Source organism: Polaromonas sp. LjRoot131, assembly GCF_964252805.1.
GTDB lineage: Bacteria > Pseudomonadota > Gammaproteobacteria > Burkholderiales > Burkholderiaceae_C > Polaromonas.
The window spans coordinates 1622384-1638152 of record NZ_CAXUPF020000001.1 but is presented as its reverse complement, the minus strand read 5'-3'; the positions used below and the strand labels follow the sequence as shown (position 1 = coordinate 1638152).

Sequence of the window (15769 nt, the reverse complement as noted above, 5' to 3'; positions counted from 1 at the left end):
CCCTTCCGACGCGCGGCCCGTCAGTACCATCATCCAGAGTAAACGCACATGGCTTCCAACCTTTCCGCTTCAGATCTCTGGTCGGACCTCATGGCGGTCCGCGAGCGTTCGCCGCTCGTGCACTGCATCACCAACCTCGTGGTGATCAATTTCAACGCCAATGTGCTGCTGGCGGCGGGCGCCTCGCCCGTCATGGCGCATGCGCATGAAGAGGTGCGTGACATGGCGGGCATCGCCCAGGCGCTGGTGCTCAACATCGGCACGCTGGATCCCTACTGGGTCGAAAGCATGAAGCTGGCCTTGGCCGCTGCCACGGCACGCGGGATTCCCAGCGTGCTCGACCCGGTGGGCGCGGGCGCGACGCCTTACCGCAATGCCGCGCTGGAGAGCCTGCTCGCCGTCGCCGCCCCCACTGTCATTCGCGGCAACGGCTCTGAAATCATGAGCACGGCCGGTGCCGCCGTGAAAACGCGCGGCGTCGACAGCAGCGCTAAAGCCGGTGATGCGCTGGACGCCGCGCGGGCGCTGGCGGCGCGCACCGAGGGCGTGGTCTGCGTGAGCGGCGAGACCGACCACATCCTGGATGCAGGCCGCCGCTGGGCCCGGCTCTCCAACGGCCATCCGTGGATGGCACGCATCACCGGCGTCGGCTGCTCGGCCACCGCGCTTGTGGGTGCGTTTTGTGCGGTGCAGCCCGATGCCTGGCGTGCCACCACGGCGGCCATGGCGTTTCTGGGTGTGGCCGGCGAAGTGGCGGCGGAAAAAACGCAGGCACGCGGCTTGGGCGTAGGCAGCATGGCCGTGCAACTGCTGGACGAATTGCAATTGCTGGACAAAGCCACGTTCACGGCTCGTCTGAAGCTGGAACTGGCAAGCGGGTGAGGGACAAGGCATGGCACGCTTGAACCCCGATGCCTTGCGGCTCTACCTGGTCACCGACCAGGCGATGATGCGCGGCCGGCCGCTGGCCGACGTCGTCGCCGCGGCTGTGCAGGGCGGGGTCAGCTGCGTGCAGCTGCGCGAAAAGCAACTGGGCACGCGCGAGTTCCTGGCCCAGGCCCTGATCCTGAAGGCGCTGCTGGCGCCCCTCGGCATACCGCTGGTCATCAACGACCGCATCGACATTGCGCTGGCCTGCGGCGCCGACGGCGTGCACCTGGGCCAGAACGACCTTCCGGCCGACGAGGCACGCAAGCTGCTGCCTCCGGACGTGTTCATCGGATGGTCGGTCGAATCCATGGACGACGTGCAGCAAAGCGCGGCGCTGCAGGTTGACTACCTGGGCGTGAGTCCCATTTTTTCGACCCCCACCAAAACCGATACCAAAGATCCCTGGGGCTTGGAAGGGCTGGCCGTTGTGCGGGCCGCCACGCCCTTGCCGCTGGTGGCCATAGGCGGCATCCATGCCGGCAATGCGCGCGAGGTGCTGCGCGCGGGTGCCGACGGCCTGGCTCTGGTGAGCGCGCTGTGCGCCGCGGACGACCCGCGAAGCGCCGCCGCCACGCTCAGGTCCCTGTGCGGCAAGGCTTGAGGCCAAGGACAAACGAATGACTGACACTCTCTTTGACCACGAATACCCCCGCGTGCTGAGCATCGCGGGTTCCGACAGCGGCGGCGGGGCCGGCATCCAGGCCGACCTCAAGACCTTCGCCGCACTGGGCTGCTACGGCATGACGGCCATCACCGCGCTGACGGCCCAGAACACGCGCGGTGTGCGCGCCATCCACGGCGTTCCGCCGCAGATGCTGAGCGACCAGATAGACGCCGTCATCGAAGACATAGGCGCCGATGCGGTGAAGATAGGCATGCTGCATGCGCCCGACATCGTGTTGACCGTGGCCGGGGCGATTGACCGCCACGCGCTGCCGAACGTGGTGCTGGACCCGGTCATGGTCGCGACCAGCGGCGCGGTGCTGATCGACAACCCGGCGATTGCCGTCCTGGTGCGTGAGCTGTTTCCGCGCGCCGTCCTGGTCACCCCCAACCTCGATGAAGCCTCGCTGCTGGTCGGCCGGCCGCTGGCCGATGAACAGGCGATGCAGGCCGCCGCGCAGGAACTGCTGGCCAAAGGCGCGCGCGCCGTGTTGCTTAAAGGTGGGCATTTGCCCGGCGACGTGGTGAGCGACCTGCTGGCCACCCAAAGCGGCGAGCTGCACTGGATGCGCGGGCCGCGTATTCCCAGTCCCAACACCCACGGCACCGGCTGCACGCTGTCGTCCGCGATTGCCGCGCACCTGGCACTTGGAAAGCCCCTGCTGGAGGCCGTACAGCTGGCGCGCGACTTTGTGCGCGCGGCGATGGCGGCCGGTGCCCGGGTGCGCACGGGCGCCGGCAGCGGGCCGTTAAACCACGGCTACGCGCCTATCGCAATGCGGCTCAAGCCGCTGCGGTAATTCCACCAGGGCTGGCGCGGGTGATTCGCGCCAAAGCAAAGGTCAACACCAGCGTCGGCAGCGCAGCGCCCCAATCCGGCGCGAACTTCGCGCACAGGTGGTAGCAGGCAATGCCCAGCAGCCAGATCGCGACGGCGCTGGCATTCACCTTGCGCCCGGCCACCAGCGAGGCGATGTGAGGCGTGCCGGCCAGGCGCGCCAGGATCACGCCGTACAAGGGAACGAACACCGAGCTGAGCATCAGCAAAAACGGCTCCAGGCTGTGCATGGGCAGTACCAGCGCCAACGCGGTGCACAGCAGGGCCAGGCCCACGCCCCAGCGGCGCACGCTCCAGGCCGGCTTCAGGCTGTGGCCGGCCACCGAGCCCGAGTACAGGTCGCCGTAAGCGTTGTCGACTTCATCGATCAGGATCAATCCCAGCGCGACCAGCCCGCCTTGCGCCAGCAGCAGCGCGGCGACCAGGTCGGTGCTGGGCGTCGTGACGGCCACCAGCACGCCCAGCGCGTAGCACCAGATATTGGCGATGGCATAGCCCAGCCAGGTGCCGCGCAGGGCGCTGTTGCCGTCACGCCCGTGGCGCGCGAAATCCGCCACCAGCGGCAGCCACGAGACCGGCATCGCGATCACCAGGTCCAATGCTGACAAGGTGCTCATGCCGCCTGTGCCGGGCCGATTCCAGAGCGCGGCCAGCCCCTGCGCATCGGCTTTGACGAGGAACTGCCAGCTCAGCCATAGCAGCGAGGCGATGACCAGCGGCAGGCCGTAGCGGCCTATGAATTTGCGCACCAGTTTGACCATGGAGCCCGACAGCAGCGCCAGCAGCACCGCGCCCCACAGTAGCGTGGCCAGCAGCGGCCACAAGGCACCGGCAAAGCTGCCGGACTGGCGGGCGATGGCAACGGTGCCGTCGCGCATCACCACGAGTTCGAAGGTGGTCCACCCAATCAGCTGCACGATGTTGAGCAGCACCGGCAGGCGTGCAAAGCTGCTGCCATAGGTGGCATGCATCAGCCCCGCGCTCGAAAGACCGCTGTCGCAGCCGATTTTGGCCGTCCAGGCCAGCAGGCCCGCGCCCAGGATGGAGCCGCAGACGATCACCGCCAGCGCCGTCTGTGTGCCCAGGGCCGGCACCAGGTAAGCGCCTATCTGCATTACCAGCAGGCCCACGCCCAGGCTGAGCCAGAGCGCGGCATGGTCGCTCCAGCCGAACAGGCGGTCACCCGCGGGCAGGGGCGTGAGCGCGGTGTTGTCCGCGGTTGCAGAAGTGGATGTGGTGGTCATCAACGGTTCCGATCGTCGTCAATGCGAGGTCGGCCTGCCTGGAGCCCCGCAAGACAGCGGGACTACAGAACATGCTTCCCTGCGCGAGGATTACCTCAATCAGGTTCAAAGGGACTTTCTCAGCCGCCGCCGTCCGCGCTTGCGAACCACAGCAACACCCCCAGCGAAAGCGCCCTTGCGGGCACTGCGCAAATTGTAGGCGGATTCATTCTGGTGGTCTTGACTGCGCCCCGACAGGACACGGCCGCGTGGACAATCAGGCCCATGCATTTTTGCCAACACATGCCATGGCCGCGGTGAAACGCCAGCCCCCGGTGCCGGGCCGGTTTCGCCCGCGCCTCACGCTGCAGACTCTCACGCGGGGCGACGGCTTGCTGGGCATGAAACCCGCCGGGCCCTTCGGCCCGCGCGGCGACAGCGTCACCGTGGCGCGCGTGGACTGGACCTATGCCACCGAAGGCGGCCTGCGCTGGGAAACGCCGGCCCCCAAGACGGTGCTCAACAGCCGCGCCGCGCCCCTCCAGGCCCTGGACGACGCCCAGGGCAGGGAAGTCCTCATGCAGCGCGACCTGGCGGCCGAGGCCGAGGCGCTGGACAGCCTCTGGACACTCGGCCTTCATCCTGTGCCGGCCGACACCTTGCAGTGGCGCAGCGAGGAGGCCGCCACCGGCCACGAGCAGCTGTGGTCGCTGTTGCAGGAGGATTTTTTCGGCGATTTCTGGGCCGAGCGACTGCCTGCCCTGCAGGCCCAGGGCTGGGCCGTCGTCGTCCGGCCGGGCTTTGCGCACGAGAGCGTGCCGGTGGACGCCTGGCGCCTGATCGTCAGCCCAGACACCGGCGAGGTGCTGGGCAAGGAGGTGGCGGCGCCCCTGCGCGGCCGTGCGCCGGTGGTGACCGGCCTGGGCCTGCCCGCGCGCGAAGGCTCATGGCTGCTGACCTTGGGCGTGGAAGTCGACGGCCAGACCCTGGACCTGGCGCCCATGCTGGCCGACCTGCTGCGGCGCGACCCGCGCTGGCTCAATGCCCGCCAGGTCTTTGCGATTGACGACACGGCCGTGATCCTGCTGCGCGCACCCGGCGGCAAGCGCATCGAGGCGCCGGCCGCCCTGATCAAGGGCATTGTGGGCGCCATGCTGGATTTGCTGACCGACCCACAGCGGGGGCAAGGGGAGGGGCCGCTGCGGCTGTCGCCCTGGGACGCCTGGCGTCTTGACGCCCTGGACACCGGAGCCGGGCGCGCCGGCCTGCAGGGCGCCTGGCAGTGGCAAGGCGATGCCGGGCTGCGCACGCTGGCGTGGCAACTCAAACAAGCGGGTGAGCCGCAGCCCGTGCCGGCGCCGGCAGGCCTGGGTGTCCGCTTGCGGCCCTACCAGCTGGAAGGCCTGGCCTGGCTGCAATATCTGCGCGCCCAGCAACTGGGCGGCATCCTGGCCGACGACATGGGCCTGGGCAAGACCGCGCAGGCCCTGGCGCATCTGCTGCTCGAAAAGCAGGCCGGCCGCATGGCGCAGCCTTCGCTGGTGGTGGTGCCCACCTCGCTGGTCTTCAACTGGCAGGCCGAAGCCGCCCGCATGGCGCCCGGCCTGCGCGTGCTGGTCTTGCAGGGCCCCGCTCGGGACACGGCGTTTTCACGCATGGCCGAACACGACCTCGTGCTGACGACCTACCCGCTGCTGTGGCGTGACGTGGAGGTGCTGGAACGCCAGCGCTTTCACCTGCTGGTCCTCGACGAAGCCCAGTGGGTGAAGAACGCCGCAGGCCGTAGCGCGCGTGCCTTGCGCCGGCTGAACGCCCGCCACCGCCTGTGCCTGACGGGAACCCCGCTGGAGAACCACCTGGGCGAACTCTGGACGCAGTTTGATTTCCTGATGCCCGGCTTCCTGGGCGATGCCCGCAGCTTTGCGCGCCAGTGGCGCAGGCCCATAGAAACCAACGGCGAAACCTTGCGCGCCCAGTTGCTGGCCCAGCGCGTGCGTCCCTTTATCCTGCGCCGGCGCAAGGAAGAGGTCGCCGCCGAATTGCCTCCGCGCACCGAAGTCATCAAGCGTGTGCAGCTGCAGGGCCGCCAGCGCGAGCTGTACGAAAGCGTGCGGGTGGCGGCAGACATCCAGGTGCGGCGCGTGCTGGCCCGCAACAGCTTTGCCGGTGGGCAGATCACCATCCTGGATGCGCTGCTCAAGCTGCGCCAGGTTTGCTGCGACCCCTACCTGCTTAAAGGCGTGAAACCCGTCAGGACCATGGGGCGCGCCAAACTCGAACTGCTGCGGGGCATGCTGCCCGAACTGGTCGCCGAGGGCCGGCGCGTGCTGGTGTTTTCGCAGTTCACCGGCATGCTGTCGCTGATTGAGGCCGAGCTGGACGCCCTGCAACTGCCCTGGCTTTCACTGACGGGAGATACCTCGCCGCAACAGCGCGGCGCGCTGGTGCGCAAATTCCAGGCGAAGACTGTGCCCATCCTGCTGGTCAGCCTGAAAGCCGGCGGTGTCGGGCTGAACCTTACCGCCGCGGACACTGTGATCCATGTGGATCCCTGGTGGAACCCCGCGGTCGAAGCCCAGGCCACGGCCCGCGCCCACAGGCTGGGGCAGGATCAGCCGGTGTTTGTCTACAAGCTTGTGGTCGAAGGCAGCATCGAGGAACGCATGCTGGAACTGCAGGCGCGCAAGGCGGCCCTGGCTGAAGGCGTGCTGGGTAGCGACGCGGCCGGCGCGGTCAAGTTCACGCCAGAAGATTTGCAAGCGCTGCTGGCGCCGCTCGATCCGGCCGGCACCTTTCCGCTGTCTTGAGGGAACGTTAAAGAGGAGAGCTGCTCACAAAACCCAGCGAAGCGGTCCTGGCTAGGCGCGTCGCCGCAGACAGTACGCCAGTACGGCAAGGCGGCGCAACAACGCCAGGAGGGTTTTTTGAGCAGCTCTCAGTCGTCGAATACCGGAGACTCGACGCCGAGCACCTTGTGCAGTTTCGGGCTGGTCGTGGTGTATTGCAGGTGGATTTTTTTGTCCGGGAAGATCAGGGGGGCCGCGCCGAAGGCCGCCAGTGCGCACTCGTGGAAGCCGCTGAGGATCAGTTTTTTCTTGCCGGGGTAGATGTTGATGTCGCCCACCGCGAAGATGCCGGGAATGTTGGTGGAGAACTTCTCGGTGTCCACCTTGAGTTGCTTGCGCTCAATGTCCAGGCCCCAGTCGGCGATGGGCCCGAGCTTGGGCGACAGGCCGAAGAACACCAGCAGCACGTCCAGCGGCACCACGCGCGTCACGCCGTCCGGGCCGGTGACCTTGGCGCCGGTCAGCCGGCCTTCTTTTTCTTCGTAGCCGGTGACCTGGCCCACGATGAACTGCATCTCGTAGGCATCGCAGAGCTCGCGCATTTTGGCCACACTGGCGGGTGCCGCCTGGAAGCCGTCGCGGCGGTGGATGAGGATCACGCTCTCGGCCTTATTCGGGCCTTCAGCGGCGAAATTCAGCGCCCAGTCGAGCGCGGAATCGCCGCCGCCTACGATCACCAGGTTTTTGCCGGCAAAGTCGGCTGGGCTCTTCACGCGATAAAACAACTGGCTGTCGTCAAACTTCTCCAGGCCGTCAACGCGCAGCAGCTTGGGCTGGAAGGCACCCACACCGGCCGCGATAAAAATGGTTTTGGTCAGGAAGCGCGTGCCCTTGGAGGTTTCGACAAAGAAGCGACCGTCCTGCTGCTTTTCGACCACGCTGACTTCCTGGCCGAAATGGAAGGTCGCGCCGAAGGGCTCGATCTGCCTGAGCAGGTTGTCGGTCAGTTCCCTGCCCGTGCACATGGGCACGGCGGGGATGTCGTAGATCGGCTTGTCGGGATAGAGCTCTATGCACTGGCCGCCGGGGTAGGCCAGCGAATCGATCACATGGGCCTTGATCTCCAGCAGGCCCAGTTCGAACACCTGGAACAAGCCCACCGGCCCTGCGCCCACAATGACCGCATCGGTTTCGATCGGGCCGTCGTGCTGGGCTGCGGTGTTGATCACTTCTTGGTTCAGTTGGGGTTCCATGGTTCCTGGGGCGCCTGTCGACGCGCGTGGCGGCCCGGGAAGGGCCAGGGGCCGGAGCCCCGGGTCAGCGGACCAGTTCGGACAGTTTGCCCGTCTTGTCTTTCCATTCCTCGGCGTCCGGCAGGGCGTCCTTGCGCTTGGTAATGCTTTTCCAGCCCTCGGCGCGGCTCAATTCCACATTGAGCTTGATGAAGGCGATCTGGTCGGCCGGAACGTCTTCCTCGGCATAGATGGCATTGACCGGGCATTCGGGAATGCAGACCGCGCAGTCAATGCATTCATCGGGATCGATCACCAGCATGTTGGGGCCTTCGCGGAAGCAGTCCACGGGGCAGACGTCCACACAGTCGGTGTATTTGCATCGGATGCACGCTTCGGAGACGATGTGAGTCATGTTTTTTATGCTAATCGGTGGAAACCCTCGATTTTAAGAGGTTTCCGACAACAGGGTTATCAAGAACGCGAAGCGACGGGCGCCCCGCATGAAAGCCGGCTCAAATGACCAGCGCCGCGCCCGAGGTCCTGTGCGAGGCGGTATCCACCAGCACCAGCGAGCCCAGGATGCGCGAACGCGCGTAGGGCAGGGTGGCCAGCGGCTCCTGCAGGCTTAACTCGATGTGGCCTATGGCATTGGGCGGCAGCTCGCTGGCGTCTTCTTCGGCCAGGGTGTTCACGTCGAGCTTGTGCACGATGCGCTTGACCTTGGCCTTGACCCAGCGGTGGCCGTGCAGTGTCCAGTAGACACGGCCTGCCACCAGCGGCTCGTCGTCCATCCAGGCCACGGTGGCCGAGATTTCGCGTGAGGGCTCGAAGCTGTCCACGGCCAGCAGCCAGTCGCCGCGCGACACGTCGACTTCGCGGTCCAGCACGATGCCGGCGCTGTGGCCGGCCAGGATGGTCCTGGGCTCGCGGGTGTGGTCCAGCACCTGGGCCACCACCGCCGTCTTGCCGCTCGGCAGTATGGTCACGCTCTGGCCGGGTTGCACGCCGCCGGTGGCAACGCGCCCCCAGAAGACGCGGCGGCCCTGCGAGGTGTCGGACGAAGACGAGAATTTCTCGACCCACTGCACCGGGAACGAAAAGGCTTCGGTGCTCTCGGCGCTCGTGGCCGGCAGGTGCTCCAGCAACTGCAGCAGCGACAGGCCTTCATAGCCGCACCAGCCGGGTTTGGCGTCGACCACGTTGTAGCCCTTGAGGGCCGACACCGGCACGGTGGCCTTGACCGGGATGCGCGCGGCCTGGGCGAAAGCTGCCAGCGCCGCGGCGATGTTCCTGAAGGCCAGCACCGGGTCTTCCACCGCGTCGAGCTTGTTCACCGCGAACACGATGGACGGCACGCGCAGCAGGTTGACCAGCAGCGAATGGCGGCGGGTTTGCTGCAGCAGCTCCAGCGCGGGGTTTTTCCAGTCGAGCTTGGTGGCGTCGACCAGCACCATGGCGGCGTCGGCGCTGGAGGCAGCCGTCACCATGTTGCGGGTGTACTGCTCATGGCCGGGCGCGTCGCCGATGATGAACTTGCGGCTTTCAGTGGCGAAGTAGCGGTAGGCCACGTCGATGGTGATGCCTTGCTCGCGTTCGGCCGACAGGCCGTCGGTCAGCAGGGCCAGGTCGGTCTCGCCGCCGCGCTGCACACCGGCCAGGTGGTCCTGCAGCACCGCGCGGCTGTCCACCAGCAGGCGGCCGATCAAGGTGCTCTTGCCGTCGTCGACCGAGCCGCAGGTGATGAATTTCAGGGCCGGCTTCAGGTCGTTCTGGCCGGGAACCGTTGCGAGCTTGGCGTCGCCGGCGATCAAATCAGTCGTGCTCATCAGAAATACCCGTCTTTCTTGCGCTTTTCCATGGAGGCGTCGGACGTCTTGTCGTCCATGCGCGTGGCGCCGCGCTCGCTGACGTCGGCGGCCAGTGTCTCGATCACGATCTCGGCGGCCGTCGCGGCTGGGCTGTCGACCGGGCAGGTGCAGGTGATGTCACCCACGGTACGAAAACGCACGGTCTTTTCCACCACCTGCTCGCCGTCGCGCGCGGGTGTGAGCTCGGTCACTGGCACCAGCAGGCCTTTGCGCTCGACCACCTTGCGCTGGTGCGCGTAGTAAAGCGAAGGCAGCGCGATCTTTTCGCGCTCGATGTACTGCCACACGTCGAGTTCGGTCCAGTTGGAGATCGGGAACACGCGAAAGTGCTCGCCGGGCTGCAGACGCGTGTTGAACAGCGTCCAGAGCTCGGGGCGCTGGGCCTTGGGCTGCCACTGGCCGAAGCTGTCGCGGTGCGAAAAGATGCGCTCCTTGGCGCGGGCTTTTTCCTCGTCGCGGCGCGCGCCGCCAATCAGGGCGTCAAAACGGAATTCGTCAATCGCCTCGAGCAGCGTGACCGACTGGTGCACATTGCGCGACTCGCCGGGATGGGCCAGGCGCACGGTGCCGCGTTTCATCGAGTCCTCGACGTTGCGCACGATCAGCTCGGCGCCCAGTTCTCTCGCGCGCAAATCGCGGAAGTCGGTCACCTCGTGAAAGTTGTGGCCGGTGTCTATCATCAGCAGCGGGTAGGGAATGCGACCCACGCCGAAAGCTTTTTCCGCGCACTTGAGCATCACCAGTGAATCCTTGCCGCCCGAAAACAGCAGGGCCGGGCGCTCAAAGGCGGCGGCCACTTCACGCAGGATAAAGATGGTTTCTTCTTCCAGCGCATCGAGGTGGGAGTTGGACAGCCGCGCGATGGAGGTCGACGGGTCGGCTGGCAGCAGGTGGGAGGGGGTGCGGGCGTTCATAGGTCAGTCAGTGCGCAAGGTGCAGGCCGCATTCGCGGTTGTCTTCGCCCTTGGTAGGGTCCACATAGTCAAAGTTGTTGGGCAGGCCGTTGATTTCACAGTACTGGTAAAGGTCCTTGGACGACCAGTGCAGCAGCGGCGCGACCTTGATCAGGCCGTCGGGGTTGACGCTGACCGGGTCCATCTGCGCGCGTACCGCGGTGTCGGTGGCGCGCAAGGCCGTGAACCAGACCTGGGGCGCGGTTTCACGCAAGGCCCGGGCAAAGGGCTCGAGTTTCACTTCTTCCGTGAAGGCTGTATGGCGTGGATCGTCCAGCGACGGGGTCGGGCCTTCCACGGCCTCGCGGTGCGCACGGGAGCGGCGCGGCAGGTAAATATGCAGGTCCAGCTTGAGCAGCTTCGTCACTTCGTCGGCGAAGCGGTAGGTGGCCTCGGTGTTGTAGCCGTTGTCCATCCAGACCACGGGCACGCGGGGATTGGCGCGCGTCACCATGTGCAGTATCACCGCCTCGAAGGGGCGGAAATTGGTGGTGACGATGGCGGGGCGGCCCAGTCCCACGGCCCAGCCCACCAGGCCCTGCGCGTTGTGGCCGAGTTCTGCGTTGATCTTTGCAAGGTCGAGGCTCATGGTGTTCAGGCGGTAGCCGCTTCCTTGAAGTGGGGTTGCACGTCTACGGCATCGCCCTGGTATTTGCCCGCGCTGTAACCGGGGTAGCTGGCCAGCACGCGCTGCGCGACGCCCAAGTCCTGGTCGGCGCGCAGCACCGCGGTGTCAAAGCCGCTGCGCTCCATTTGCGCCAGCTGGTCCACCAGCACGTCGCCGGTGGCGCGGATTTCACCCTTGAATTCGCGGCGGCGGCGCAGCAGGAAAGCCTGGCTGTAGGCGCGGCCGTCGGTGAACTTCGGGAAATGCAGGTCGATGCGCGTGATGCCGTCCAGCGAGACTTCAAAGGGATCGCTGTCGTTGGCCAGCGTCAGCACGCCGGCCTGGTCGGCGCCATGGTGTTCGGCGAAAGGCAGTAGTTTCATCGTGGCTCCTTTCAGTGCGCGACGGTGTTGGGGGCAAAGCGCGCGGCCTTGGCGGCGGCCTTGTAGGGTTCGATGCCGACGCGGCGGAAGGTGGCGATAAAGGTTTCGCCGTCCTCGCGCAGCTGGCGGTAGGTGTCCAGCACCGCTTCAATGACTTCGGGCACTTCGGCGCCCGTGAACGAAGGGCCCACCACCTTGCCGGCCACCGAGGCGCCGCTCAGCGTGGAGCCGTCGGAGCCGCCCAGCGAGACCTGGTACCACTCCAGGCCGTCCTTGTCGACGCCCAGGATGCCGATGTGGCCGCTGTGGTGGTGGCCGCAGGAGTTGATGCAGCCGCTGATGTGCAGGTCGATCTCGCCCAGGTCGTGCAGCTCGTCCATGTCCTGGTAGCGCTCGGTGATGGCCTCGGCGATGGGGATGGAGCGCGCATTGGCCAGCGAGCAGAAATCGCCGCCGGGGCAGGCGATCATGTCGGTCAGCAGGTGGATGTTGGGCCTGGCAAAACCGGCCTTGCGGGCGGCGCGCCAGAGTTCGGGAAGCTCGTCGCAGCGCACCCAGGGCAGCAGCAGGTTCTGGTCGTGCGTGACGCGCACCTCGCCGGCGCTGAACTGGTCGGCCAGGTCGGCGGCGATGTCGAGCTGGTCGGCCGTCGCGTCGCCCGGGGCCTGGCCCAGGCGCTTGAAGGACAGCGTCACGGCGCGCAGGTCGGGGTTCTGGTGCGGCGCCACGTTGCGCTGCAGCCAGCGGCCGAACTCAATATCGTCCTCGGCGGCGGCGCGCAGGATGTTGGCGATCTTGGCGTCGGCGCTCTTGCGGTCGCAGTTGAGCGTGGGCGGCACGAAGGAGGCCGTCACGCGGTCCAGTTCTTCCTGCGTGATGGTGTGCGGCGCACCGTCGTGCTCGAGGATCTGCTTGTACTCGGCCTCGACGTCGTCGATGTAGCGCTGGCCTTCGGCCTTCACCAGGATCTTGATGCGGGCTTTGTAGATGTTGTCGCGGCGGCCGTAGCGGTTGTACACACGCACCACGGCTTCCAGGTAATTCATGATCTGGTTCCAGGGCAGGAACTCGCGGATCACCGTACCGATGACCGGCGTGCGGCCCATGCCGCCGCCCACCAGCACCTTGAAGCCCAGCTCGCCCTCGGCGTTGCGCACCAGGTGCAGGCCCACGTCATGCCAGGCCGTGGCGGCGCGGTCTTCGCGGGCACCGCTGATGGCGATCTTGAACTTGCGCGGCAGGAAGGCGAACTCGGGGTGCAGCGTGCTCCACTGGCGCAGGATTTCGCCGAAGGGACGCGGGTCGGCGATCTCGTCGACCGCAATGCCGGCGCGCTCGTCGCTGGTGATGTTGCGTATGCAGTTGCCGCTGGTCTGGATGCCGTGCATGTTGACGCTGGCCAGCAGGTCCATCACGTCGGCCGATTTGTCCAGCGGAATCCAGTTGTACTGAACGTTCTGGCGCGTCGTGAAGTGGGCATAACCGGTCGTCAGCTTGGAACTGACCGACAGGCCGCTTTTGAGGTTGACGGGGCCGAGCTGGTCCTGCTTGGCCTGGGCTTCCTTGAACAGCGCGGCATTGGGCTGGTCGTATTCACGGGCGATCTTGGCCAGCACGCGCACCTGCGCGCTGGAGAGTTCACCGTAAGGCACGGCCACGCGCAGCATGGGCGCGTAGCGCTGCACATACCAGCCGTTCTGCAGGCGCAGCGGGCGAAATTCGTCTTCGGGCAGCTTGCCCGCCTGCCAGCGGCTCAGCTGGTCGCGGTATTGGCCGGCGCGGGCCTTGACGAACTCTCGGTCAAATTCTGTGTATTGGTACATGGCTGTCGGGATTCAAACGTGGGGATTTTTATTCAGGAAAACAGTTTCAGGCGGCCCGGATCAAACTCAGATCGAGATCAGCTTCACGCCGGCATAGGCCAGCAGCACCGAAAGCAGCGAGCGGATCACGCGGTCCGGCGTCTTGTGCACCAGGTGCGAGCCCAGCCAGATGCCGGGCAGGGAGCCGGCCAGCAGCTTGATCAGCAGCGACCAGTCGACCGAACCGATGGAGGCATGGCCCAGGCCGGCCACCAACGTCAGCGGCACGGCATGGGCGATGTCGGCCGCCACGATGCGCGGCAGGGGCAGGGTGGGGTAGAGCAGCATCAGCACGATCACGCCGATGGCGCCCGCGCCGACCGAGGTCAGCGTAACCAGCGTGCCGATGACCGCGCCGAACAGCAGCGGCAGCGCCCAGTGGCGCGAGCGCGTGGCTTCGACGATTTGTTCTGGGGCGATGGTGGTGGGGGCGGTCTTGCCGCGCAACACCTTGTAGAAAGTGGCGCCGGCCGTCAGCAGCAGCGCCAGCCCGAGGGTGGTGGTCATGATGGCCTGGGTGCCCGGATTCGCCGGGCCCAGGCGCTGCAGCATATAAAGTGTGGCGAGCGAGGCCGGGATGCTGCCCGCGGCGGTCTGGCCGACGATTTTCCAGTCGACCACCCTGGCGCGCGCCAGGCTCACCGTGCCGCCCATCTTGGTGAAGGCGGCGAACAGCAGGTCGGTGCCTATGGCCAGGTGCGGCTTGATGCCGAAAAAGAAGATCAGCAGCGGCGTCATCAGCGAGCCGCCGCCCACCCCGGTCAGGCCGACCACCAAACCCACGGCAAAGCCGGCAAATACGAAGGCAAATTCATGCATGCCGGAAAATGTAAATGCGCTGCTTATAAAAACAAACTACACATTTGTTCTGCCGTTATCTGGATAAGCTTATTCGCAAGCATCCATGCGGATTTCCTGTGAATTTGAGGCGTGAGCGGCTTAAAGGAAGTCCACAATCGCGCATCCAGGCGTCCCGGTATTCACAATGCACTGGTACAGTCCCTGCTTTTCCCGGCTGGCAGCCCCGCAGGCGCCAGCTTGACGGATGGCATCGCTCAATTTTGGAGAAAACCGTGAAATTTGCGAAATCTGCCCTGCTGGGCGGTTTGTTCCTGGCTTTGACGGCCACCCTGGCGCTGGCGCAGGGCGGCTCGAAAGCGCCCATCAAGATCGGCGAAATCAACAGCTATTCGACCATCCCCCAGTTCACCCAGCCCTACCGCCAGGGCTGGCAGCTTGCCGTGGAAGAGATCAACGTCACCGGCGGCCTGCTGGGCCGCAAGGTTGAGGTCATTGCCCGCGACGACGCCGGCAAACCCGAAGAAGCCCTGCGCCACGCGATTGAGCTGACCTCCAAGGAAAAGGTCGACGTGCTGGCCGGCGGCTTTTTGTCCAACGTCGGGCTGGCGCTGGCCGACCACGCCCAGAAGAACAAAAAGGTGTTCATCGCCAGCGAACCGCTGACCGATGCCCTGATCTGGGACAAAGGCAACCGCTACACCTTCCGCCTGCGCCCCGGTACTTATATGCAGGCCGCCATGCTGGTCGAAGAGGCTGCCAAGCTGCCGGCCAAGCGCTGGGCCGTGATCGCGCCTAATTACGAATACGGCACCAGCGCCGTCGCGGCCTTCAAGGAACTGCTCAAGGCCAAACGCCCCGATGTGGAGTTCGTCGGCGAGCAGTGGCCCGCGCTCGGCAAGCTGGACGCCGGCACCACGCTGCAGGCCACCATGCAGAGCAAACCCGACGCCATCTTCAACGTGACTTTCGGCGCCGACCTGGCCAAGCTGGTGCGCGAAGGCAACCAGCGCGGCATCTTCCCGAAGACGCCCGTGGTGTCGCTGCTGTCGGGCGAGCCTGAATACCTGGACGTGCTCAAGGACGAGACGCCCAAGGGCTGGATCGTGACCGGCTACCCCTGGGACCAGATCGACTCGCGCGAGCACGCCAGCTTCGCCGCCAACTACTACCGCCGCTTCAGCGAATACCCCAAGGTCGGCTCGGTGGTGGGTTATGCCACCATGCAGGCGATTTTTGCCGCCATCAAGAAAGCCAACTCCACTGACAACGAGAAGCTGGTGGCGGCGCTGCGCGGCCTGAAGTTCTCCACCCCCTTCGGACCGGCCGAATTCCGCGCCATCGACCACCAGTCCACCATGGGCGCCTATGTGGGAAAACTGGACCTGCGCGGCAACAAGGGCACCATGGTGCAATGGCGTTATGCCGACGGCAAGGCCTATCTGCCGAATGACGCCTATGTCAAGGCCCGCCGTCCGGCCGAAGCCATGAAGTGACCTTTTGGCAACGCGCACGCCAATTTCACGGGAGTCATGAAATAGGGCGTGCCGAATCCCCGCATAATCAGGCCCAATGACGAATACGGGTGGTGAGGCTGTCAAGCGGATTTTTGTAAAAGTGTTT

The 15769-nt window shown here is 65.9% G+C and carries 14 protein-coding genes and 1 riboswitch; of the genes, 5 read left to right on the top strand and 9 right to left on the bottom strand.

The features are described 5' to 3' along the window. Positions 1-48 precede the first annotated feature (48 nt). Genes thiM through thiD form a run of 3 tightly spaced genes read left to right on the top strand, consistent with a single transcriptional unit; the run spans position 49 to position 2393 of the window. A complete protein-coding gene (gene thiM / locus ACSQ27_RS07675; protein ID WP_436154864.1) occupies positions 49-882 on the top strand; it encodes a hydroxyethylthiazole kinase in 834 nt (277 codons plus the stop codon). Between the two features lie 10 nt (positions 883-892). Then, a complete protein-coding gene (thiE, locus tag ACSQ27_RS07670; protein WP_436154863.1) occupies positions 893-1531 on the top strand; it encodes a thiamine phosphate synthase in 639 nt (212 codons plus the stop codon). A gap of 16 nt (positions 1532-1547) precedes the next feature. After that, entirely contained in the window at positions 1548-2393 is an 846-nt protein-coding gene (gene thiD, locus ACSQ27_RS07665; protein ID WP_436154862.1) for a bifunctional hydroxymethylpyrimidine kinase/phosphomethylpyrimidine kinase, read from the top strand. Here the strand turns inward: thiD and ACSQ27_RS07660 are convergent. Then, positions 2377-3675, bottom strand: a complete 1299-nt coding sequence (locus ACSQ27_RS07660) for a purine-cytosine permease family protein (protein ID WP_436154861.1) — start codon at positions 3673-3675, stop codon at positions 2377-2379. The genes thiD and ACSQ27_RS07660 overlap by 17 nt on opposite strands. A 59-nt stretch (positions 3676-3734) precedes the next feature. Then, a riboswitch (TPP riboswitch) is annotated at positions 3735-3847 on the bottom strand. Positions 3848-3962: 115 nt separating this feature from the next. Between ACSQ27_RS07660 and ACSQ27_RS07655 the strand changes: the two genes are divergently transcribed. Next, a complete protein-coding gene (locus ACSQ27_RS07655) occupies positions 3963-6461 on the top strand; it encodes a DEAD/DEAH box helicase (protein WP_436154860.1) in 2499 nt (832 codons plus the stop codon). 128 nt (positions 6462-6589) lie between these two features. On the opposite strand, the gene ACSQ27_RS07650 is transcribed toward ACSQ27_RS07655, so the two are convergent. From ACSQ27_RS07650 to ACSQ27_RS07615, 8 genes are all read right to left on the bottom strand, one after another. Further along, a complete protein-coding gene (locus tag ACSQ27_RS07650; RefSeq protein ID WP_436154859.1) occupies positions 6590-7693 on the bottom strand; it encodes an NAD(P)/FAD-dependent oxidoreductase in 1104 nt (367 codons plus the stop codon). Between the two features lie 64 nt (positions 7694-7757). Beyond that, positions 7758-8087 carry a ferredoxin FdxA gene (gene fdxA, locus ACSQ27_RS07645; RefSeq protein WP_436154858.1) on the bottom strand — a complete coding sequence of 110 codons (330 nt, stop codon included), beginning with the start codon at positions 8085-8087 and terminating at the stop codon, positions 7758-7760. Positions 8088-8187: 100 nt separating this feature from the next. After that, positions 8188-9501: a sulfate adenylyltransferase subunit 1 gene (locus ACSQ27_RS07640; RefSeq protein WP_436154857.1), complete on the bottom strand. Its 1314-nt coding sequence runs from the start codon at positions 9499-9501 to the stop codon at positions 8188-8190. Continuing rightward, on the bottom strand, positions 9501-10457 hold the full coding sequence (cysD, locus tag ACSQ27_RS07635) for a sulfate adenylyltransferase subunit CysD (protein WP_436154856.1): 957 nt from the start codon (positions 10455-10457) through the stop codon (positions 9501-9503). The genes ACSQ27_RS07640 and cysD overlap by 1 nt, the downstream gene beginning before the upstream one ends. 7 nt (positions 10458-10464) lie before the next feature. After that, positions 10465-11085: a phosphoadenosine phosphosulfate reductase domain-containing protein gene (locus ACSQ27_RS07630; RefSeq protein ID WP_436154855.1), complete on the bottom strand. Its 621-nt coding sequence runs from the start codon at positions 11083-11085 to the stop codon at positions 10465-10467. A 5-nt stretch (positions 11086-11090) separates the two neighbouring features. Next, positions 11091-11486 (bottom strand): DUF934 domain-containing protein, encoded by a 396-nt coding sequence (locus ACSQ27_RS07625; RefSeq protein ID WP_436154854.1) that lies wholly within the window; start codon positions 11484-11486, stop codon positions 11091-11093. A gap of 11 nt (positions 11487-11497) precedes the next feature. Further along, on the bottom strand, positions 11498-13309 hold the full coding sequence (locus ACSQ27_RS07620) for a nitrite/sulfite reductase (protein WP_436154853.1): 1812 nt from the start codon (positions 13307-13309) through the stop codon (positions 11498-11500). A 66-nt stretch (positions 13310-13375) separates the two neighbouring features. Then, on the bottom strand, positions 13376-14167 hold the full coding sequence (locus ACSQ27_RS07615; protein ID WP_436154852.1) for a sulfite exporter TauE/SafE family protein: 792 nt from the start codon (positions 14165-14167) through the stop codon (positions 13376-13378). A 254-nt stretch (positions 14168-14421) separates the two neighbouring features. On the opposite strand from ACSQ27_RS07615, the gene ACSQ27_RS07610 reads away from it, so the two are divergent. Beyond that, positions 14422-15642 (top strand): ABC transporter substrate-binding protein, encoded by a 1221-nt coding sequence (locus tag ACSQ27_RS07610; RefSeq protein ID WP_436154851.1) that lies wholly within the window; start codon positions 14422-14424, stop codon positions 15640-15642. Positions 15643-15769: the final 127 nt, after the last annotated feature.